Annotated in this window: 17 protein-coding genes, 1 rRNA gene and 1 pseudogene; 17 read left to right on the top strand and 2 right to left on the bottom strand. The window is 42.8% G+C overall.

Annotation, left to right across the window (positions count from 1 at the left end; all coding sequences use genetic code 11):
• Positions 1-15: 15 nt before the first annotated feature.
• From C6Y39_RS05420 to C6Y39_RS05365, 13 genes and pseudogenes are all read left to right on the top strand, one after another.
• The gene (locus C6Y39_RS05420; protein ID WP_105930289.1) at positions 16-1,029 is read left to right on the top strand and encodes a WcbI family polysaccharide biosynthesis putative acetyltransferase; all 1,014 of its coding nucleotides are present in this window, start codon (positions 16-18) and stop codon (positions 1,027-1,029) included.
• Positions 1,030-1,106: 77 nt separating this feature from the next.
• Positions 1,107-1,406, top strand: a pseudogene (locus C6Y39_RS18945) (LicD family protein); the annotation flags it as partial.
• Positions 1,407-1,850: 444 nt separating this feature from the next.
• Positions 1,851-2,366 carry a glycerol-3-phosphate cytidylyltransferase gene (tagD, locus tag C6Y39_RS18900; protein WP_240618818.1) on the top strand — a complete coding sequence of 172 codons (516 nt, stop codon included), beginning with the start codon at positions 1,851-1,853 and terminating at the stop codon, positions 2,364-2,366.
• A gap of 129 nt (positions 2,367-2,495) precedes the next feature.
• Positions 2,496-3,563: a hypothetical protein gene (locus C6Y39_RS05410; RefSeq protein ID WP_105930287.1), complete on the top strand. Its 1,068-nt coding sequence runs from the start codon at positions 2,496-2,498 to the stop codon at positions 3,561-3,563.
• A gap of 15 nt (positions 3,564-3,578) precedes the next feature.
• The gene (locus C6Y39_RS05405; protein ID WP_105930286.1) at positions 3,579-4,946 is read left to right on the top strand and encodes a glycosyltransferase; all 1,368 of its coding nucleotides are present in this window, start codon (positions 3,579-3,581) and stop codon (positions 4,944-4,946) included.
• The gene (gene rfbA / locus C6Y39_RS05400) at positions 4,943-5,824 is read left to right on the top strand and encodes a glucose-1-phosphate thymidylyltransferase RfbA (RefSeq protein WP_105930285.1); all 882 of its coding nucleotides are present in this window, start codon (positions 4,943-4,945) and stop codon (positions 5,822-5,824) included. Before C6Y39_RS05405 ends, rfbA begins: the two co-directional genes overlap by 4 nt.
• A 69-nt stretch (positions 5,825-5,893) precedes the next feature.
• Entirely contained in the window at positions 5,894-6,439 is a 546-nt protein-coding gene (gene rfbC, locus C6Y39_RS05395; protein WP_105930284.1) for a dTDP-4-dehydrorhamnose 3,5-epimerase, read from the top strand.
• A gap of 23 nt (positions 6,440-6,462) precedes the next feature.
• On the top strand, positions 6,463-7,332 hold the full coding sequence (gene rfbD, locus C6Y39_RS05390; RefSeq protein WP_105930283.1) for a dTDP-4-dehydrorhamnose reductase: 870 nt from the start codon (positions 6,463-6,465) through the stop codon (positions 7,330-7,332).
• 37 nt (positions 7,333-7,369) lie between these two features.
• Positions 7,370-8,452, top strand: a complete 1,083-nt coding sequence (gene rfbB, locus C6Y39_RS05385; RefSeq protein WP_105930282.1) for a dTDP-glucose 4,6-dehydratase — start codon at positions 7,370-7,372, stop codon at positions 8,450-8,452.
• A 98-nt stretch (positions 8,453-8,550) separates the two neighbouring features.
• On the top strand, positions 8,551-10,269 hold the full coding sequence (locus C6Y39_RS05380) for a glycosyltransferase family 2 protein (protein ID WP_105930281.1): 1,719 nt from the start codon (positions 8,551-8,553) through the stop codon (positions 10,267-10,269).
• Positions 10,270-10,311: 42 nt separating this feature from the next.
• Positions 10,312-11,499 carry a nucleotide sugar dehydrogenase gene (locus C6Y39_RS05375; RefSeq protein WP_105930280.1) on the top strand — a complete coding sequence of 396 codons (1,188 nt, stop codon included), beginning with the start codon at positions 10,312-10,314 and terminating at the stop codon, positions 11,497-11,499.
• Positions 11,500-11,807: 308 nt separating this feature from the next.
• Positions 11,808-12,482: a YkgJ family cysteine cluster protein gene (locus tag C6Y39_RS05370; RefSeq protein ID WP_105930279.1), complete on the top strand. Its 675-nt coding sequence runs from the start codon at positions 11,808-11,810 to the stop codon at positions 12,480-12,482.
• Between the two features lie 171 nt (positions 12,483-12,653).
• Positions 12,654-12,833, top strand: coding sequence for a hypothetical protein (locus C6Y39_RS05365; RefSeq protein ID WP_105930278.1), 180 nt, complete (start codon positions 12,654-12,656; stop codon positions 12,831-12,833).
• 1 nt (position 12,834) lies between these two features.
• On the opposite strand, the gene C6Y39_RS05360 is transcribed toward C6Y39_RS05365, so the two are convergent.
• Entirely contained in the window at positions 12,835-13,728 is an 894-nt protein-coding gene (locus tag C6Y39_RS05360) for a LysR family transcriptional regulator (protein ID WP_105930277.1), read from the bottom strand.
• Positions 13,729-13,942: 214 nt separating this feature from the next.
• Here C6Y39_RS05360 and C6Y39_RS05355 point away from each other — a divergent pair, with 214 nt between their 5' ends.
• From C6Y39_RS05355 to C6Y39_RS05345, 3 genes are read left to right on the top strand one after another with little or no spacing between them, the layout of a single operon-like run.
• Complete coding sequence (locus tag C6Y39_RS05355) at positions 13,943-15,670, top strand: ABC transporter transmembrane domain-containing protein (RefSeq protein ID WP_105930276.1); 1,728 nt, start codon at positions 13,943-13,945, stop codon at positions 15,668-15,670.
• Positions 15,671-16,723, top strand: coding sequence for an HlyD family secretion protein (locus tag C6Y39_RS05350; protein WP_105930275.1), 1,053 nt, complete (start codon positions 15,671-15,673; stop codon positions 16,721-16,723). It begins immediately after the preceding gene.
• Positions 16,717-18,147 carry a TolC family protein gene (locus tag C6Y39_RS05345; RefSeq protein WP_240618817.1) on the top strand — a complete coding sequence of 477 codons (1,431 nt, stop codon included), beginning with the start codon at positions 16,717-16,719 and terminating at the stop codon, positions 18,145-18,147. The genes C6Y39_RS05350 and C6Y39_RS05345 overlap by 7 nt, the downstream gene beginning before the upstream one ends.
• 149 nt (positions 18,148-18,296) lie before the next feature.
• On the opposite strand, the gene C6Y39_RS05340 is transcribed toward C6Y39_RS05345, so the two are convergent.
• The gene (locus C6Y39_RS05340) at positions 18,297-19,109 is read right to left on the bottom strand and encodes a hypothetical protein (RefSeq protein WP_105930274.1); all 813 of its coding nucleotides are present in this window, start codon (positions 19,107-19,109) and stop codon (positions 18,297-18,299) included.
• 648 nt (positions 19,110-19,757) lie between these two features.
• Here C6Y39_RS05340 and C6Y39_RS05335 point away from each other — a divergent pair.
• A 16S ribosomal RNA gene (locus tag C6Y39_RS05335) occupies positions 19,758-21,290 on the top strand.
• The last annotated feature ends 43 nt before the right edge of the window (positions 21,291-21,333 follow it).

Here is a 21,333-nt window from a genome sequence, read left to right as displayed (position 1 = left end):
TAAATGGAAGTGTAAATGCTGTCTTATCTAAAAAAAGTACTGGGGCTTTCCTCTACAAACGTTAAAACGGAAAGTAACGAAAACGACGTTGTTTCCCCCAAGCTTAAAGAGAACCTATCAACATCCAAAGCAGATACTCAAAGCAGTAAACCTGTAGTTAAGAAGAAGTACAGCGTTTATGGCAATTGCCAAGCGAATCCTCTAGGCAATATTTTGCAAACTAACGCTGAATTTGCAGAAAGCTGGGAATTTGTTCCCTTTCCCAAGCCTTCCTTTGAGTTGCGGCAAGGGGATTGGGAAGATATAGAAAAGTTGCTTGGCGAACTAGACCTTTTTATCACACAAAATGTCGGCGAGAGTCATGGTATTTTTGCTTCGTCTAATTTAGCAAATCACTTGAAAGCGGGTGGGAAAGTTGTACGAATCCCTAACGCTTATTTTTCCGGGTACATGCCTGAAGTCGTTTATTTTCGAGCTGGTGAACCTCATGTAACTAAATTTTGTGACTATCACGATGCAAACTTTTTAGCATTTTTCATGGAAGATCCTGTTAATGCAGTTCAAAAAGCCGTGGATGCGGCAACCGATAAGTCGCAATATACTCAAGAGTTTGTATTAGCAAATGCTATGGCAAGCATTAATGAGTTAAAAAGGCGAGAAGAAGAATGTGATGTAACTGTCAGTGACTATATTGAACAAAATTGGCGCAATGATATTCTTTTTTACTCCATGAACCACCCCAAACGCAAAGTTTTGAGTCACATAGCTTCTAATATTTTAGGGCTGTTGGGCCAAAAATCACGAGACCTTAAAGGTGATTATGAACACCTTGATAACACCAGACTACCTGTATACGAGAGTATTAGAGCAATATTAAATAATAATGTTGAATGGCAACTGTCGGTGAGCAGACAAGAATTGGAACTCGAAGATTACTATTCTGGGCATGCAAGGGTATTAAGGTCGATTCAGCCCGAATTTTTGAGGTCTGCTTACAAAAAATTCTTAATGACTAATTCCCCAAAGTAAAAGTTTCTGTGTAAGTCGCTTGCCTTACAAGTTCTAGTCGACAACAAGACAAAGTGTTACACTTCCATGACAGTAATATGAGAAATACCTGCGCGCAGGAATACTATTTTGAGGATGTGATGGAAGCAGTTAACGGTCAGTCGGTTACGCTAGATGACTTTTTCAGCCGTGTGATACTTGGCAATGGATATGTTTCAAGCTACTACCGTATGTTTAAAGTGTTCAAAGAGGTACTCGATAGACATGGCATAGAGTTTTTTATGCATTCGGGGACAATGCTTGGGGCTGTTCGTCATAGAGGTCTTATCCCTTGGGATGATGATATCGATGTTATGATTGAAGAGTTTTTCGAAGAAAAGCTTGCGCAAGTTGCACCTGAGCTAGAGAGTTTAGGTGTGTACTTGAAAGAGCGCGACATGCCTGGGCTTTTCCAGTTCTATTGTACTAACCAAACATCTTCAGAAATATGTAAGCAAGATATCTATCTGCAAATTGATGTATTTGTAGGTAAGCGCGAAACGGTTGAAGGAAAAACGGTACTTCACTATAAAACTAAATATTTTCGAGATTGCTTTCCCAAGCGTTATATTGAGTTAGACGGCCTATATCCTCTCAAAGACTATGAGTTCGGTCCATTTACTGCAAAAGGCATAAGGGACTATTCGGGGTATTTTGCCCGCAGTGGCTTTAGAACAGATGAAGCCATCGTTATGCGGCACATGAACTTCGATCACTTTCTTCCTGAAATAGAGCAGCTTAAGCAGCAAGGCGTTTATCCTATACGCGATGAAAAGTACCTGCGTTACCGTCATGAAATAAAGATGGAAGACTTGGTGACTCCAGTGCCCAAAGTGGGTAAAACAGTGCTAACCTACGGTACGTTTGATCTTTTCCATGTGGGTCATGTTAACTTGTTACGTAGATTAAGAGCATTGGGCGACAGACTTGTTGTTGGGCTCTCAACCGACGAGTTCAACGCACTTAAGGGTAAAAAGTCTTTCTATTCATACGAAGAGAGAAAAAATATTCTATTAGCGTCACAGTACGTCGATGAAGTTATTCCCGAAAATACATGGGAACAGAAAGCGGAAGACGTCAAAAAATACAATATTGATATATTTGGTATGGGCAATGATTGGGAAGGTAAATTTGACGAGCTTAAAGCGTTTTGCGAAGTAGTTTACCTTGATAGAACAAAAGATATCTCTACGACTGAGGTAAAGCAGTCTTTATCAGGTTTAAGCGTAGAGAAAATCAAGGAGCTTGAAGCGTCTTTGCATTCTACACTTGATATAGTTCTTCACTTAGCTTCCTCGGTTGGGGCACGCAAGCAGTAAACCATCGCGGCAAGAGGTTCGAGTCTTGCCGCAACTCACTTCAATTTCATAAAATATTCAAAGAATATCCAATAAAATTAAGTTAGTCTGCGACATTCCTCAATGGATTTGAATTCATAGAAGTCATGCATGAAGAAAGTTTTTATACATATCGGGCCGCCGAAGTCGGGTACATCTGCTATTCAAAAGTGGTTAAGTGACAACAGAGATTATTTAAATAGCAAGGGTGTTTTTTATCCAGAGCATGAGCTAGACGAAAATGGCGTTAGTTCAGGTAACCTTTATTCTTTATTTTCACAAAAAGACGATGATTTCGTATTAGATACTCAAAAAGTATCATCGCTTATGAAAGAGTTTTCTAGTTCAAAGAGTGATGTATTGATACTGTCTTCTGAATTCTTTTTTAAGAGAATGGAGCAGCTAGCAGAAAGCATACCTGAAGCAATTTTCATCGGTTACCTTCGCTTTCCGTTGGAAGTAGCGGAATCTTCTTATAATCAAGGAGTGAAGAGGCATGGGCAAGTGCATGCCTTTGGACTACCCGCTACGCCAAGGGCGTATCAACTAGAGATACTAGACCGGTTAATAAAAAAGATTGGACGCGAAAGGTTCATTTTACGTCCCTACAGTAAGCAGTGCTTCAAAAATGAAAATTTAGTTGAAGACTTTTTGTCTCAAGTTGGTATAGAGCCCATTAATTTAGATACTCCGCGAGTTAACACCTCATACACCCTTGAGGGATTAGAGTTCAAGCGCTGGTTTAACCAACTTAACCTTGAATCATTGCAGTATGATATGGATCTATATTTACAAAGAGTTAAAGAGGGAACCTCTAGTTACTCATTTATTCCGCCAGCAATCTTCGAAAAATTTAAGCTGGCTTTTGTTGAGCAGATCCAAACGTTTTGTGACGAACACAAAGTTGAGCAGAGAGATGTGTTTGTAGAGCGTTGCAAAGCGCTCAAACAGAAGAGTAAATACAAGCAGCATATCGATAACGCTGAGTTTGATCGAATTTTCAAAGGGTTTATTAATCAGCCGGGAGTATTAAAAAAGGTAGTGACAGCTTACGAGAGTCAATGGCGCTACCAGTCGATCCCGAAATCCCCGGAGCGAATAGAGATCGTTAAAAAAAACTTACCTTTGAAAGAGAGAGTGGCATATAAATTACGAATGTTTGTCAGTAAACTTCGCTAACGAGCTATTAAGAGTATGGACGTATTTAATCATTACCTGCCTTGGACTTATAAGCGCCTATCCCTTTTACCTGAAAGTATTTGGCAGCAGCTATTCTCCCCAAGCGAAAATGTTGAACAAGATCAAACATACCCAATAACCAACTTAATGGTTTTGCTGTACCAAAAGATTACCAACGAGTGTGATTTGTCTACTTTCAAAAAAAGAGCGAGTCTTGTTCGCTGGTATGAAATTTATGGGAAGAGTATTTTTAACATAGAAGAGTTAGAGACTAAGTTAAACTATCAAACCCAAAAGCGCCGCGAACCGTTGAAAAGTAACGGAGTTAATTTAGTCGGTTATAGTAGAGGGCGCCTTGGATTAGGAGAGGATCTGCGAGCCTATGCAGAACTACTAAAGCATAAAGGCATTGCTTTTTCGATTGTCCATATTGGGCACCCGACTGATGACCCTCTGAGTTTTTCAAGTCCTTTTGAAAACGGTGTAATTTTTGATAAGTCCATATTTTTTATCAATGCAATCGAAGCGGCAAAACTACTCGAGGTTGTTGAGGATTTGTCGGCAACTTTTGGGTATACAACGATCATCCCCCCTTGGGAGCTTGAACATGCCCCAGAAGAGTGGGCAGAAACACTTGATAGCTTTGATGAGGTGTGGGGTATTTCTCATTTCACAACTAAAGCATTGTCTAGAGTTCACGCATCGGTTAAATACAGTGCGCCTGTCGTATTACCTTGTAAGTATGAAAGTGAAAAAAGAAAGAAGAATACATCACCGTTTCGGTTTCTATTCGTTTTTGATGCGGGTTCATACATTGAACGAAAAAATCCGTTAGCAACTGTTCAGGCATTCCAGCTCGCATTTGCCAAAAATGAAAACGTAGAGCTGGTTTTAAAGGTTTCGAATAGTAGTGATACCGAGCATTGGGAAAAAGTTAAATTAAAATCCCTGTCTGACTCTAGGATAAAAATCGTAGACAAGTTGCTTACTTCTTCAGATCTCGAACAATTGTGGGATTCTGCTAATTGTTATGTATCGTTACATAGAAGTGAAGGTTTTGGTCGAACCATAGCAGAGGCGTTAGTAAGAAAACTACCTGTAATTGCGACAGCATATTCTGGAAGTAATGACCTATTTCTTGATGATTATCCTTTACTTGTAGAGTTCAATTTAGTAATGATAAACAAAGGCGAATACCCCAGTTCTACGAATGCGACGTGGGCAGCCCCTAATATTGAGTCAGCCTCTGCTTTGATGCGTTACGTCTTTGAGCATTGTGAAACTGAACAGATAAATAAATGGCGAGAAAGTGGGGCCGAGCATGTTCAGCAAAACTTTATGCTGCACAGTAAAAGTAGGCCTCTTGATGGATGGAATGTATGAGAAAAGGAATAATACTAGCTGGCGGCTCTGGCACACGTTTGCACCCGTTAACGAAGGTTGTTAGTAAGCAGTTAATGCCTGTTTATGATAAACCAATGATTTTTTATCCGTTAACGACGTTAATGATGTCGGGCATCCGTGATGTACTTATTATTACCACGCCTGAAGAGCAGCAGCGGTTTGTCGACCTTATAGGTGATGGCTCTGCGTTAGGAATGAATATTCAATACGCGGTTCAACCGTCACCAGATGGCTTGGCGCAGGCTTTCCTAATTGGTGAAGAATTTATTGGAAATAATAGCTGTTCACTTGTTCTTGGCGACAATATTTATTACGGCCACGATTTAAAACTCTCTTTACAGAATGCCTATAAGCAAGAGCACGGTGCTACTGTGTTTGGCTACCATGTAAACGACCCAGAACGTTATGGTGTAGTAGAGTTTGACGATAACTGGAATGCACTTTCCATTGAAGAAAAGCCAGCTGTTCCTAAATCAAACTATGCCGTAACTGGACTTTACTATTACGACAACCGTGTAGTGGATTTCGCTAAAGAAGTTAAGCCATCGTCCCGTGGTGAACTAGAGATTACCGACCTGAATAACTTGTATCTTAAAGATGGTAGCCTGAAAGTTGAGTTAATGGGCCGAGGATCTGCCTGGCTTGATACGGGCACGTTAGATTCCCTTCTGGATGCTGCAAACTTCGTTGCGGCTATAGAAAAACGCCAGGGCTTAAAAGTATGTTGCCCTGAAGAAGTGGCTTACAGAATGGGCTATATCAACGCTGAACAACTTGAAAAGCTAGCAGCACCACTTAAGAAGAGTGGTTATGGCGACTACCTCTTAAAAGTTCTCAAAGACAAAGTGAAAGTATAATTTCGCAGTTTATAGAAGGTGGCACTGCCACCTTTTTCATATTTATATGCAAGTTCGTACGGAAAGTTAATGCAAGTAATTAAAACAAACATCCCTGACGTCAAAATTATAGAACCAAAGGTATTTGGTGATGAGCGCGGTTTTTTTCTAGAAACCTTTCGCACTGACTGGTTCAAAAAGGAATGTGCAGATGTAGATTTTGTTCAGGATAATCACTCTAAATCTAGGCAAGGTATTCTTCGCGGTCTTCATTATCAAATGGAGCAAACTCAGGGTAAGTTAGTACGTGTAGTTAGCGGCGAAGTGTACGACGTAGCTGTAGATATGCGCAAAGACTCACCCACTTACGCGAAGTGGGTCGGGGTGACGTTATCAGCTGAGAATAAGCGCCAGTTATGGGTACCAGCCGGCTTTGCTCACGGCTTTTATGTTACCAGCGAGTCTGCTGAGTTTGTGTATAAATGCACCGACTATTATCACCCAGAGTCTGAGGTGTCGGTTAAGTATGACGACGCTACATTAAATATCGCTTGGCCGTTGGTAAATGGTGAGAAACCTTCACTGTCTGGTAAAGACGAAGCGGGTTTAGCATTTGTAGACGCACCAACGTTTTAATCGTTACCGGATAGAAGTGATTAATGAACATTGTAATTATAGGTAAGTCTGGTCAACTAGCATTTGAACTTTCTCGTGAACTAGAAAATAGCGATCACCAAGTAACGTTTTTGGGGCGTGATGATATTGATATTACGAACGCCTCTGATATTGATGAAAAATTAGTACCTTTATCAGCCGATGTTTTAATAAATGCGTCTGCCTATACAGCGGTTGATAAAGCAGAAGATGATACAGAAGCTTGTAATGCTATTAATGCTTTGGCGGTCGAGAATTTAGCGAAGTTTTGTAAAGCTAACGGCGTGTTCATTGTGCATGTGTCTACCGACTATGTCTTTAATGGTCATAAAGGTTCCCCCTATCTAATTGACGACCCTATCGAGCCACAAGGTGCATATGGCAAATCAAAAGCTGATGGCGAAATAGCCTTACTTGAGATACTGCCTGATGCAAGCTGTTTGATTAGAACTGCTTGGGTATATTCATCGCATGGCAATAACTTTGTGAAAACTATGCTGCGTTTAATGGCTGAAAAGCCTCAGTTGGGCGTAATAGACGACCAAATAGGTACACCAACGTGGGCAAAAGGGTTGGCTGAAGCTTGTGTGTCAGCTGCTGAAAACCACACAGTTGGTGTTTACCATTGGACCGACGAAGGCGTAGCAAGTTGGTACGATTTTGCTGTAGCTATACAAGAATTAGGCATTGTGAAAGGGCTGCTAGACAAATCAATCCCAGTATTGCCAATTCCATCTAGCCAGTACCCGACGCCAGCTAAGCGCCCCCATTACAGCGTGCTAGATAAACAGTCTGCTCGAGAAGCGTTTGCGTCGTGTAAGCCTACTCACTGGCGTAAGCAATTAGCCAGTATGCTAGATGAACTGAAAGCTTAAGCGACGATAACAAGATTATATTTTTGGTAAAAAGAAAATGAGTAAAACAATTTTAGTAACAGGTGGCGCGGGTTTTATTGGCTCTGCCGTGGTGCGTCACCTTATAAACGATACCGACCATACTGTGGTCAATTTAGATAAGCTAACTTATGCGGGTAACCTAGAGTCATTAACGTCAGTTTCAGACAGCGACCGCTATCGCTTCGAACAAGTTGACATTTGTGATGCTGAAGAAGTGAAGCGCGTGTTCAATACGCACAAGCCCGATATTATTATGCACTTAGCGGCAGAATCTCATGTAGACCGTTCTATCGATGGCCCTGGCGAGTTTATTCAAACCAACGTAGTTGGCACATATACTTTGCTCGAACAGGCTAGAGCATATTGGTCAGCGCTTGAAGGCGATAAAAAAGCCGGGTTTAAGTTCCACCACATTTCTACTGATGAAGTATACGGAGACCTTCCTCACCCTGATGAAGTAGAACCTGGAACTGAGCTTCCACTTTTTACGGAAGCTACGCCATATGCGCCAAGCTCGCCTTATTCAGCAAGTAAAGCAAGCTCAGATCAGCTAGTGCGTTCGTGGCTTCGTACGTATAAGCTGCCAACGCTAGTCACCAACTGCTCAAACAACTATGGCCCGTACCACTTCCCGGAGAAGCTGATTCCGTTAGTCATCTTGAATGCGTTAGCTGGAAAGCCGTTGCCTGTATATGGCAAAGGTAATCAAATTCGTGACTGGTTGTATGTTGAAGATCACGCGCGAGCGTTGGTCGTTGTAGCGCTTAACGGCGACATTGGTGAAACCTATAACATTGGTGGCCATAACGAAAAACAGAACATTGAAGTGGTGCAAACTATTTGCTCAATTTTGGATGAAGTTAAGCCGAAAGATAGCAAATACGCCGAGCAGATCACTTATGTTCAAGACCGCCCGGGGCATGATATGCGGTATGCCATTGATGCCAGCAAAATTGAGCGTGAGCTAGGTTGGAAGCCACAAGAAACCTTCGAAAGCGGTATTCGTAAAACCGTTGAGTGGTATTTAGCGAATGAAGGCTGGTGGAAAGCAGTTTTAGACGGAAGTTATCAAGGTGAACGCTTAGGCACTGGAAGCTAATACTCGTCACTGTAAAACGTGATATTATATGAAAGCCGCATACAACTGCGGCTTTTTAATTAGTGTCAGACAATGCTGTTAGGGATTAAAGTAGCTGTATGAAGAAGTTCGCGATGATGACTGTTAAAGGTGCTATTGGTTTAGTGCCTAAAGCGGTGAGAAACAAGCTTAAAGGTAATCATAAACTTACCGAGTTTTATAGCCGTTCTTTACAGCGTTCGGGGTTGTTTTATGGCTTTCCGTCTGAAAAAAAGCGTATGGCACTATACAAAGATTACCTGCAGTATCAGAGTAAAATATTAGGTAGTAAAGCTGTCGGCAATGAAGCCAATTTAGCCTTTATTTATATTATATTTGGCCATAAAGATTTAGCGATTTCTCTAAAAAGTTTGAGAGAAGTTAGCAATGGTAAAATGGATATCAGAGTTGTTACAGAGAAGACGTTAGGGATGAAAGTGTCTCGCTTTCCAAGTCTAGCAGAGGCTGTACGCGACTTGGATGATAACACGCTTCTTTTTTTCCTAAATAGTGGTGACACCATTACTCATGACACCGTTAAAGTGTTCACAAACAATAACGATGAAGCAGACTTAACTTACTGTGATACGGACAGGATTGACGTCAAAAAACGAAGAGTATCACCACATTTTCTACCAGATTGGAACCCAGATCTGCAATATTCCACGGGGTATGTTTTTACAGGTGTTAAATGTAAAGCCAAATTGCTGAAGCAAAATTCCGTAAAGTCACAAACTATAGCTGGACTGGTGGCGGAGCTATGGCTTAAGCAGCCTGAATTACTAATTAAGCACCTGCCGTTTACTCTTGTACATAGAACAACAAACAAAGCTGCAGTCGATGAACGCCTTAAAGATATAAGGGAGAGATTGTCTGATTGCACAACAGCTGTAGCGTCATTCAACACTGAACTTGGCGTAAACCATATACAGTGGCCAATAGCTTCGGAGCCTTTAGTTACACTAATTATCCCTACAAAGAACGCTAAAAAGCTTGTTCAAGCTTGTATTGATTCTATTTTGGAAAAAACCACTTATCAAAATTATGAAATATTGTTGATTGATAATGGTTCGGACGAAAAAGAAAGTATTAATTACTTTAGTGAGCTAAACAAACATCCCAAGATCAAAGTATTGAGCTACCCAGGTGAGTTTAATTATTCAGCAATCAATAATTTTGGCGTGGAACATGCTTCAGATAGATGCGCGATCATAGGGCTTATAAACAATGATATAGAAGTAATCGCCCCTAACTGGCTTTCGTCAATGGTAGGGCATGCCAGTCGTGAGGACATAGGGTGTGTAGGCGCTAAGTTGTTGTATTCAGATGGTAGAATTCAACACGCAGGAGTTGTAATGGGGTACGGTGGTGGTGCAGGTCATGCACATAAATATTTCCCTCGTTATCATCCAGGATATATAAAGCGATTAATCGCTACGCAAAATTACTCAGCCGTAACTGCAGCCTGTTTGCTCGTAAAGAAGTCTTTATTTCTTGAGGTGGGCGGGCTAAATGAAAAGGATTTGACAGTAGCGTTTAACGATGTAGATTTTTGTCTCAAAGTTAAAGAAACTGGCGCTAGAAATATTTACTGTGCGGAAGCCGAATTATACCATCATGAGTCAGTAAGCAGAGGTACAGACCACGCGCCAGAAAAAGCAGCAAGATTTAACCGAGAATTACACTATTTAAAAACAAGATGGGGCAACTATATTGACCATGACCCTGCATACAGCCCTAATCTAACACTTATGCGAGAGAACTTTTCAGTTAAAACGAAGGGGGAGCTTTCTCAATAAAATCAAACATAAGTTAGTTTCAAAATTGGAAATTATATTAAAATGGAATCGTCAATGAGCAATTATAAAATAGCAGTTGCAGGTACTGGGTATGTAGGCTTATCAAACGCCGTGCTACTTGCACAACACAATGAAGTGAAAGCGGTCGACTTAGTGGCTGAAAAAGTCGAGATGCTAAACAGTAAAAAGTCTCCAATTGAAGACAAGGAGATTTCAGAGTATCTAACGACTAAAGAGCTTAATCTTGAAGCTACATTAGATGCTCAGGTCGCTTACAAAGATGCTGATTATGTCATTATCGCTACTCCCACGGATTACGACCCGCAAACTAACTACTTCAACACAGGTAGTGTAGAAGCGGTTATCAAAACGGTGATGGAAATTAATCCTGATGCCGTGATGGTTGTTAAATCGACCGTGCCAGTAGGCTTCACTAAAGACGCAAAAGCTCGTTTTGGTACTGAAAACCTAATCTTCTCTCCAGAGTTCTTACGTGAAGGTAAAGCACTTTACGATAACCTTCACCCTAGCCGTATTATTGTGGGTGAGCGTAGTGAGCGTGCAGAAGTGTTTGCTAAGTTACTTCAGCAAGGCGCTATTAAGGAAGATATTGATGTATTGTTTACCGACAGTACTGAAGCTGAAGCGATTAAGCTATTCGCCAACACATACTTAGCAATGCGTGTGGCTTATTTTAATGAGTTGGATAGCTATGCAGAAAGAAACGGCTTAGACACCAAACAAATTATTGAAGGTGTAGGTTTAGACCCACGCATTGGTAAGCATTACAACAATCCAAGCTTTGGCTACGGAGGTTACTGCTTACCAAAAGATACTAAGCAGTTACTGGCTAACTACAGTGAAGTGCCGAACAACATGATTCAGGCCATTGTAGATGCTAACCGCACCCGTAAAGATTTTATCGCCGATTCAATTGTAAGCCGTGGCCCCAAGATTGTTGGCATATATCGCCTCATTATGAAGACCGGTTCAGACAATTTCCGCGCCAGTGCTATTCAAGGTATCATGAAGCGTATTAAGGCGAAAGGTATTGAGGTTGTGGTATACGAGCCAGTACTTAAAGAAGAAGAGTTCTTCCGCTCTCGTGTTGTAAACGACTTAGAAGAGTTTAAGAAAATCTCTGACGTTATCGTCGCCAACCGTGTAACGGGCGATATCGAAGACGTACTCGATAAAGTTTACAGCCGCGACTTGTTCAACGCCGACTAACATAAGAATTGAGATTGCGAAAAGCATCAGTCTTTTCGCAATCCAACCTCACAAAAAAACTTCCCAAAACCCCAAAATCAAAATAAACTCTCGCCAATTCAACCCCTGCCATCAAGCCTCAAGCTTACTCATTCCCGGCGGGGAAGAAGCATGCTTTAAAATATTGGGGTCAGAGTACATTTCTCTCTCCAATGCAATCTGTGTAATAGGTTACCAAAACCAGTAACAGAGTAATGCGTTCATGCTACCTATCATATAAACCTGCATGAACATGTTTTTGTTTTAGTTTGCTTTTTAGCGGAGTCATTATGAATAGGCTGCGTGAGCTGTCCAGCCAAGTGATGGATGTTTACCAATCTCTTTCTCAAGAATTTAGTGGGTTCCAATCTAATCAGTCTCTAAACTGTGTAGAAAAATGTGGTGCGTGTTGCAATAAGCCCGACATTGAGGTATCGCCACTAGAAATGTTGCCTTTTGCGTTGCACCTATTTGATACGGGGCAGGCAGAGCAAGTGTTCGATGAACTTGAAAGCTACAGCGGCTTTGCTTGTAAACAATATCAGCGCTTAAGTTTAGATGGTTCAGAAGGTTATTGCGGAATTTACGAGTATCGCCCTGGTATTTGTCGTATGTTCGGCGCGGCTGGCTATAAAACGAAGTCCGGCGAGGCCACGCTTTCGGTATGTAAAACCATTAAGCAGGCAGTACCTGAAAAGTATGCGGCTGCCCTAATTGCTATACAGCCACAGCGTTCAGACGTAATCGAACAACCGTTAATAGGCGATATCGCTGCAAATAATGCAGGTCAATCTACAGCCATTAAGCCGCCTATGATCGCAGAAGGTAGACAGAGGCTCGCACAGCTTGACTACGAGCTAGGCGATAAGCTTATGCCGATAAATGATGCGCTACGCTTTATGTTAGAAAAGATACTGACGCTTAGCTACTATTCACAAGATATAGATGATGGCGTTGCGGCTTAATAAACGCAGGGAAGAGTAATTATTCCGCGTTTGTTGTTAAAGCGTGTTTCGTATACCCCATTGTTATCCCCTACGATACAAAATGCGATAGCGAGATACCCAAGTTTAAAGGTAGATAAACAGCGAATGTCATATTATTCATAAAATACTGGGGAATAGGATGTCTTCGAAATGGATAAGAAAGTCGTTGATCGTGAGTGTTTCGAGGTAGTCGAGACACTCGCTGAAAATGCATACATTGGTCGCGGACGTTTCGACTGGTCAAAAGTTCAGCAGGAAGCGCATCGCTTGCTTGACGAGCGCTTCGGCGAATCACAAGTAGAGCTTTGCGTGGAAAAATGTAAAGGCTAAACTAGTTACTGAAAATCTCTCTTGCTGAGCCAATGATATCCTCGCTCAGCGTGTACTCTGCGCGGCTTTTGCCTGTAATTGCGTAATATCGTTCACTCAAAGCCTCTGATTTGCCAATACAATGCACATCGTATTGTTTTTCTACATGCTCGGCTATCGCCGAAGGGGCGCAAAATACACCAAAGTTCTCGCTACCAAATAGTTTTAAAAGGGCACTATCGTCGAACTCTGCCACAATTTTGGGGTACAGTTGCTCCGTTGCTAGCCAGCTGGATAGGGCGTGTCTAATACCCGAGGTGTTACCCTGCATTAAAAGTGGCATGTGGTTTAAGCAGTCAGGGAACCGTTGGTTGGCAGAAAGTGGTTGTTTGGCAAAAAAGCTTAGCGAACTTTCACCAAGGAAGTAGCTGTTTGCGTTTACTTGAGTGCCCGGTGCAATTCCTCTGTCAGCCACAATGAAATCGACAGCGTTAATGGCCAGTTCTTTTAACAGTCCATCAAAGCTATCTTCTCTTATTACAAACCTCACATTGGCAAATTTACGCATAGTGCCGTGAACAAAATCGTAAAAAAGCACTTTTGGAATACCATTTGTAATACCTATTACAAATTCTTTCGTATTCACTTCATCGCTATTGTTAAGTATTTCAGCCAGTTGATTACCCTTGTGAAATATTTCACTGGCATACTGGTATGTCACTTTGCCTTTCGCGTTTAGGTATAGTCGTTTGTTTATTCTATCGAATAAGGAGTAACCAAGCTGACTTTCAAAAGTACTCAGTTGCCCACTCACTGTCTGAGGAGTAACGTGAAGTAATTTTGCTGCTTTTGCGATACTGCCTTCGCGGGCAACAAGATAAAAATAATATAGATGATGATAGTTTAGATGATGCATACTTTAATCAGGTACTCGATTATTGAAGTATTTGAACGCAGAAATGTACTCTGACCCCATTATTTTCAAACGCAACTATTTTCGATGAAGTATGAAGAATATAACAGATTTATTCTAAGTTACTAATGCAATACACTACATATCGTTGCTTTCGATTTGTACAAGCAGCGCGTTTATCAAGTTTTTAAACTAGCGGTATTTTGAAGACATAACTATGGCTAAACCAATAGATTTACGTAAAACGCGAAAGACTCTATTTTCTCTACTCAGGCCCGAGGCTGGCTTTTTTTGGGTTGCTATTGCTTATGGCGTAGCAATCAGTTTAATGACGCTCGCGGTGCCCATCGCGGTTCAAACCTTAATTAACAGTATCGCAAATATAGGCTCTACCCGCGCGGTGGTTATTTTGGCCGTTGTACTATTCCTTACTTTATTTATATCTGGTGTGTTTAGTGCGCTTCGCATGCGGGTTATGGAGTTTTACGAACGAAAGGTTTACGCACGGCTGACGGCCGACCTAGGCCTTAAAACCATACTAGCACCGCACAGCTTTTTTGAAGGGCGTCAAAACGTGAGTATCACACAGCGGTATTTTGACATCATGACGTTTCAAAAGAACATGCCGTCTTTGATGATAGATGGTTTTGCGTTGGTACTTCAGATGCTGGTGGGTTTTACCCTGGTGTCGTTTTATCATCCCGCATTGTTTGCATTTAACGTGGTGCTGTTACTTACCATGTATGCCGTATGGAAACTGTGGGGCCGTGGCGCTAAACGCACGGCCATCGAACTTTCTCACGCTAAATATGATTCTGCTAAATGGCTACACGACATTGCCATTGCCCACGAGTTTTTCAAATCGGCTGATCACGTTGAATATGCGGGCCGAAGCACAGAAAGCTATATCAGTAACTATGTGCAAAAGCATAAAAATCATTTCCATTATACCTTCTCACAGGTAGTGATGTTCTTGCTAATGTACGCCGTGGCAAGCGCCGCTTTGTTGGGTATTGGTGGTGTCCTCGTCGTGCAGGGAGAGCTTTCAATCGGTCAGCTCGTTGCTGCAGAGCTGGTAATGTCTGCCGTATTTTTTGGGCTATCTCGTTTCACGCAATACTTGAAGCTTTATTACGAGCTATATGGCGCCGCTGAAAAGTTGGGCGGGGCTTTGGCTATGCCACAAGAAGAGCTGAATACTTCAGAACATATCCCCGCCTCTTCAAGGCTTGTGTTTAACGATGTTGATTTAAAACACGGTAACGATCATTGTCTTCTTAACGTTGTTTTTGAGCCAAGCACGAAATATTTCGTCACAACCGATAAGAGCTGGGTTCAAAAACAGCTGCTTGGGCTACTCAAGCAGTACGACCGCGTTAAGGCTGGCGATATATTACTTGGTGAATTAAGCCTAAACGACTACGACACCCATGAGCTTAGACAAGCGGTGACAATATTAGACCGTTCGTTAATTATTGAGGTGTCTATAGAGCGTTATCTGAAGCTGGCTAACCCGCAAGCAAGTATTGCTGATATTCGAGCCGCGCTTACAGAAGTAGAGATGACGAAGGTTATCGATAGTCTGCCAGACGGGCTTAAAACCAAAGTGTCTGTATTGGGTGCTCCGTTGCAGCCTCTAGAGTTTTTACTACTTAAACTTGCAGCAGCCATTATTGCCAAACCAAAACTGCTTATACTCAATCAGCATTTTGATGCTATTCCCATCGAGATGCGAGAACGACTCCTCAGACGCTTAGATAAATACGACTTTACCGTGATGTATTTTACTAACATACCGATACCTGATTGTTTAGATGGTGTGCTTCATTTACACGACAATGCGACTGAAATGCTTATCGAGTATATTGAAGAGACAGAGCCAACGCGCGCAAACGCACAAGGTGATACGAGCAATAGCTCAAATATCAATAAGGAGGGTGAGTAAGTGAATAACGCAGAACGTCGCTTTCTTGACAACATTACCTCATTGCCTTCTTTGAAAGTGCCAAAGCTACACAGAATAATTACGGGTATAATTATCTTCTTGGTTATCGCTGCTGGAATGATTTTGTACTTTACGCCTTGGATCCAGACTGCCTATGGTACAGGGATGGTGGACTCTCTTGATCCGAAAGACAGAACCCAGCCAATTAACGCGCTTGTGGATGGGCAGGTAAAGCAATGGCATGTCAGGGAAGGGCAGCAAGTTAAAGCCGGCGAGCCTATCGTCACGCTTATTGATATTGATGCGCAGCGTCTTGAAAAACTGCAATCACAGCTTGCCGCCGCTAATTCAAAGAATCAAGCTAACGAAACCGCAGTAAGAAACGCTGAGAATAACTTAGCGCGTCAGAAGTCTTTGGAAGAGCAGGGGCTGGTATCGCGAAAAGAAGTAGAGAAAGCTGAGATAAAAGTACAAGAACTGCGGGCTAAGGTGGCAGCGTCTGTTTCTGAAATCAATGAAGTGAGTATGACCTTGTCACGTCAATCTACGCAAACTAAGTTTGCGCCGGTGGACGGTACTGTGGTGCGTTTATTGTCGGGTGGCGTTTCTACTTTTGTTAAGTCTGGCGATATTCTTGGGCAATTTATACCAGAAGATGCAAAGCGTAGTGTTCGCGTAACGGTAAGAGGGTTAGACGCGCCACTCGTTAAACCTGGTGCAAAGGCGCGCTTGCAATTTGAAGGCTGGCCCGTTTTTCAATTTAGCGGGTGGCCGGGCAGTGCAATTGGTACTTTCGGTGGCGAAGTGGTGTATGTAGAGCCAGTCGCGAACCCTACCGGAGATTTTAATGTGTGGATAAAGCCAGACGAATCAGATATTCCATGGCCAACGGAAAGCTCGGCCCGTTTGGGTAGTCGGGTTAAGGCATGGGTGCTGTTAGAAGAAGTACGCTTGGGCTATGAGATGTGGCGTCAGCTCAATAATTTCCCTCCGTTGCCTACCCAAGATTCTACATCAGGCGGTTCGAAAAACGCTGGAGCGTCGATATGGTAGTGCGAGGGACTACAGAAATCGCTGCAGCTTTTGCGTTGCTGTCTTCATTATTTTGCTTTGCTGCAAATGCGCAGTCGGCGGAAGGAAAGCAAGCGCCATCCATTGAAGTGTTTATCGATAGCATGGTGAATTACCATCCATATGTGTTAGCGATTAATGAAGGTAATTATCAAGCCGCCGCAGAACTTGAAATAGCAAGAAGCAGCTTCGACCCTTTCATTGAGCAAAAAACGAAAAGTCGTGTTTCAGGTTATTACGACGGCACAAACTTAACCCAGCGGTTTACTAACCCTATAGAGGATTATAACGCTTCGGTGTTTGGTGAGTATCGCATTGCAGCTGGAGACTTTCCTGCTTATGAAGGTGATTACGACACGCTATCTGGCGGCGAAGCCAGTGTTGGTATTGCAATGTCTTTGTTACAAAACCGTGAGATAGATAAGCGTAGAACTGAGCTTAGAAATGCTGGTTTAGCTTCATCACAATGGCAAGCACTGGCCACTAGCCTTATCAACGACTTTGTATATAAAGGCGTAAGTGAATACATAGCATGGTACGAGAGCGCATTGCAGATACAGGCGGTTTCTGAGCTGTTAGCTACCGCGTCAGAGCGGGAAAAGGCACTGGTCACACGTGTAGAAAAAGGTGACTTGGCCAGTATTGTACTAACAGAGTTTAAAGCAAACCTTTTACAGCAGCGTTTAACGCTAGCCGAACTTAAACAAAAAAGAGATATGCATGCGCAAATGCTATCTTTTTATTGGCGCTCTTCAAACGGCGACATGATTGCGCTTGATAGTGATAAACTGCCAGCTGATATAAATTGGCCCTATTGGATAGGGAACGGCCAATTGGTTATCCTTCGCAACGCTTTGCGTAGTCATCCAGAATTAGACGTGATGAAGCTAGAGCAGCAGGTGGTACAAAATAAGGTAGCGCTGGCAGATAATGCACTACTTCCTAAGCTTGATCTCACCGCATCAATTGCCAGAGACGTTGGCGCAGGCTCTGAATCATTAGAAGGTACAGAAACAAAAGTTGGCTTGTCGTTTTCTTACCCACTTGGCAACAGAAAGGCGAAAGCCGAACGGGCTCAGCTCCAGTCTAAGCAACGAGAGCTTTCCCATAAACTCACATCTACCGAACAATCAATAGTGCAACGCTTCGAGCAAGCATTGATTTACTGGAGCCAAGCGAAAGATATCGTGGCCCTTCAAAGTGAAAATGCCGCATTAGCAAAAACCTTATCTGTAGTAGAAAAAACAAGATTTGATGCTGGCGACAGCGATATGTTTGTTTTAAATGCGCGGGCGCAAAACGAAATTAAAGCGAAGATAAAAGAGATCAAAGCTAAGGTAGACTTATTAAAAGCAGAACTCATGCTATATAAAGAAGCGGCGTTACTTTATTCTTTCACCAATTAGCTGGTAAGGCATAGCAGTTATAAACCGGTGCATTGCTGTTTAAACTGCATAACTTAGCTAAGTTAAAACACGAAGCAGAGCAAAGAAAAACGGCGTATTGATTTCTCAATACGCCGTTTATTATATTGGCATCTACTAGCTAATAAAGGTTAGTTAGCTACCGCACTATCAAAGTCTTCTTCAGATAAACCAGCAGACATAGCATATTCTTTCAACTTGTCGTGGGTTACCCCCGCGTGTTGAGCCGTACTTAAAATACGAATAACTTGCTCGCGCTGTTGAGATGACTCTCTTACCGCTGTTTCCACAACCGTTTGCGCTTCATTAGGAAAGACAGCTAATAGAGCATCAACCACATATTCTCCAACAAAAGGCACAGCATTAAGTGCACTTGTCATTATTTCAACGATGCGATTAGGGTGTTCCTGAGATAGCGTTTGAACAATACTGTCTGCAGCATCAGGTTGAGTTAACACGGCTACGCGAACTATTTCATCTAACTCTTCAGGCGTTGATACCGCCGCAGCGTGAACAACAAAATCTACATAGGTAGGTTCAGCCTTAATGGCTAACTGAACGATGTTAGGGCAACTGCTTACTTCCTTTTCTATGGCAAGCTGAACAATTTCTTCGGTAGAAGAAGGCTGAGCAGATATAGCCGCGAAAATAATTTCTCTATATTTGTCAGGGTAAGTGTCTAGTGCAATGTCGACGATAGACACTATTTCCTGAGGATAGTGACCAGCGATAGAACTAATAGCACGTCCGACCGACATGGTTTGGTCGACTTGACGTTTTAGAAAGGCTGTTTGAAAGCGATTCGACTCTTCAACGGATTTTTCTACGCTCGCTGAAGTGGATGGCTGAATAGCTTCATTAGATGAAGCGTCTTGCGCCATTGCCACATAACTAACTTGAGAAGCTAGTAGTGCTGCTGATAGCAATGTAAGAGTTCGTAACATAACCCACCTTTATAATTATTGCGTAGTCAATTTCTGACACTACCAGTATTAATACATTTATAAAGAACGCAAAGCATAGGTCATTTACGCTTATATACATTCTTATACGTATTCCCTTACGCAAGCTTAATTATTTATCTCGAACATCAAGCGCTAATATATTAACGGCAGGATCAAATACTACTTTAAGAACGACTACTTTATAGGATCTGAATCACCATCCTATTAGTAATTAGTCCATATTGTCTACTAATTATCACATTTGAATGAAAAATAGCCGGTTAGTTCAGTTTTTTCATCTTTTTTGAAATAAGTGTTGACGTGAGCGCTCATTTCCCTAAAATGCGCATCCGCTTCGGGTGAAAAGCAAAACAGCAACCCTCCTGAAGTAAGTCTCTACTACCTTTATAGGCCAGTAAAGACGGGAGTTTAGAAGAAACACTTCAGAAAATAAATTTCAAAAAGTGTTGACAACGAAAACTTCCAGCGTATAATGCGCACCTCACTCGAACAGGGTGAGTCACTAAGAAGCAACGGCTTATAGTGAATAGCAGCGAAGCTGCTACGTTCTTTAACAATTTAGACAAGACAATCTGTGTGGGCACTCGTTAAGAGTGTCACAACGACGATTCATATTTCGATATATTTTAATTGAAGAGTTTGATCATGGCTCAGATTGAACGCTGGCGGCAGGCCTAACACATGCAAGTCGAACGGTAACATTTCTAGCTTGCTAGAAGATGACGAGTGGCGGACGGGTGAGTAATGCTTGGGAACTTGCCTTTGCGAGGGGGATAACAGTTGGAAACGACTGCTAATACCGCATAATGTCTTCGGACCAAACGGGGCTTCGGCTCCGGCGCAAAGAGAGGCCCAAGTGAGATTAGCTAGTTGGTAAGGTAACGGCTTACCAAGGCGACGATCTCTAGCTGTTCTGAGAGGAAGATCAGCCACACTGGGACTGAGACACGGCCCAGACTCCTACGGGAGGCAGCAGTGGGGAATATTGCACAATGGGGGAAACCCTGATGCAGCCATGCCGCGTGTGTGAAGAAGGCCTTCGGGTTGTAAAGCACTTTCAGTTGTGAGGAAAAGTTAGTAGTTAATACCTGCTAGCCGTGACGTTAACAACAGAAGAAGCACCGGCTAACTCCGTGCCAGCAGCCGCGGTAATACGGAGGGTGCGAGCGTTAATCGGAATTACTGGGCGTAAAGCGCACGCAGGCGGTTTGTTAAGCTAGATGTGAAAGCCCCGGGCTCAACCTGGGATGGTCATTTAGAACTGGCAGACTAGAGTCTTGGAGAGGGGAGTGGAATTCCAGGTGTAGCGGTGAAATGCGTAGATATCTGGAGGAACATCAGTGGCGAAGGCGACTCCCTGGCCAAAGACTGACGCTCATGTGCGAAAGTGTGGGTAGCGAACAGGATTAGATACCCTGGTAGTCCACACCGTAAACGCTGTCTACTAGCTGTGTGTGCCTTTAAGGCGTGCGTAGCGAAGCTAACGCGATAAGTAGACCGCCTGGGGAGTACGGCCGCAAGGTTAAAACTCAAATGAATTGACGGGGGCCCGCACAAGCGGTGGAGCATGTGGTTTAATTCGATGCAACGCGAAGAACCTTACCTACACTTGACATGCTGAGAACTTTCTAGAGATAGATTGGTGCCTTCGGGAACTCAGACACAGGTGCTGCATGGCTGTCGTCAGCTCGTGTCGTGAGATGTTGGGTTAAGTCCCGCAACGAGCGCAACCCTTGTCCTTAGTTGCCAGCATTCAGTTGGGCACTCTAAGGAGACTGCCGGTGACAAACCGGAGGAAGGTGGGGACGACGTCAAGTCATCATGGCCCTTACGTGTAGGGCTACACACGTGCTACAATGGCATTTACAGAGGGAAGCGAGACAGTGATGTGGAGCGGACCCCTTAAAGAATGTCGTAGTCCGGATTGGAGTCTGCAACTCGACTCCATGAAGTCGGAATCGCTAGTAATCGCAGGTCAGAATACTGCGGTGAATACGTTCCCGGGCCTTGTACACACCGCCCGTCACACCATGGGAGTGGGATGCAAAAGAAGTAGTTAGTCTAACCTTCGGGAGGACGATTACCACTTTGTGTTTCATGACTGGGGTGAAGTCGTAACAAGGTAACCCTAGGGGAACCTGGGGTTGGATCACCTCCTTACCATTACGTCGATAGACGCACTTGATGCAGTGCCTACACAGAT

The sequence above is a fragment of the Alteromonas gracilis genome, from assembly GCF_002993325.1.
Classification (GTDB): domain Bacteria; phylum Pseudomonadota; class Gammaproteobacteria; order Enterobacterales; family Alteromonadaceae; genus Alteromonas; species Alteromonas gracilis.
Note: the sequence above shows the minus strand (reverse complement) of the source record. Positions and strands in the feature narration are given on the sequence as shown.

Coding starts and splice junctions, on each gene's coding strand:
- C6Y39_RS05345 (WP_240618817.1), top strand. CDS start 16,717: ATGGTAGTGCGAGGGACTACAGAAATCGCTGCAGCTTTTGCGTTGCTG.
- tagD (WP_240618818.1), top strand. CDS start 1,851: ATGGAAGACTTGGTGACTCCAGTGCCCAAAGTGGGTAAAACAGTGCTA.
- C6Y39_RS05370 (WP_105930279.1), top strand. CDS start 11,808: ATGAATAGGCTGCGTGAGCTGTCCAGCCAAGTGATGGATGTTTACCAA.
- C6Y39_RS05355 (WP_105930276.1), top strand. CDS start 13,943: ATGGCTAAACCAATAGATTTACGTAAAACGCGAAAGACTCTATTTTCT.
- C6Y39_RS05380 (WP_105930281.1), top strand. CDS start 8,551: ATGAAGAAGTTCGCGATGATGACTGTTAAAGGTGCTATTGGTTTAGTG.
- C6Y39_RS05365 (WP_105930278.1), top strand. CDS start 12,654: ATGGATAAGAAAGTCGTTGATCGTGAGTGTTTCGAGGTAGTCGAGACA.
- rfbC (WP_105930284.1), top strand. CDS start 5,894: ATGCAAGTAATTAAAACAAACATCCCTGACGTCAAAATTATAGAACCA.
- rfbB (WP_105930282.1), top strand. CDS start 7,370: ATGAGTAAAACAATTTTAGTAACAGGTGGCGCGGGTTTTATTGGCTCT.
- C6Y39_RS05410 (WP_105930287.1), top strand. CDS start 2,496: ATGAAGAAAGTTTTTATACATATCGGGCCGCCGAAGTCGGGTACATCT.
- C6Y39_RS05420 (WP_105930289.1), top strand. CDS start 16: ATGCTGTCTTATCTAAAAAAAGTACTGGGGCTTTCCTCTACAAACGTT.
- C6Y39_RS05340 (WP_105930274.1), bottom strand. CDS start 19,109: ATGTTACGAACTCTTACATTGCTATCAGCAGCACTACTAGCTTCTCAA.
- C6Y39_RS05360 (WP_105930277.1), bottom strand. CDS start 13,728: ATGCATCATCTAAACTATCATCATCTATATTATTTTTATCTTGTTGCC.
- rfbD (WP_105930283.1), top strand. CDS start 6,463: ATGAACATTGTAATTATAGGTAAGTCTGGTCAACTAGCATTTGAACTT.
- C6Y39_RS05375 (WP_105930280.1), top strand. CDS start 10,312: ATGGAATCGTCAATGAGCAATTATAAAATAGCAGTTGCAGGTACTGGG.
- C6Y39_RS05405 (WP_105930286.1), top strand. CDS start 3,579: ATGGACGTATTTAATCATTACCTGCCTTGGACTTATAAGCGCCTATCC.
- rfbA (WP_105930285.1), top strand. CDS start 4,943: ATGAGAAAAGGAATAATACTAGCTGGCGGCTCTGGCACACGTTTGCAC.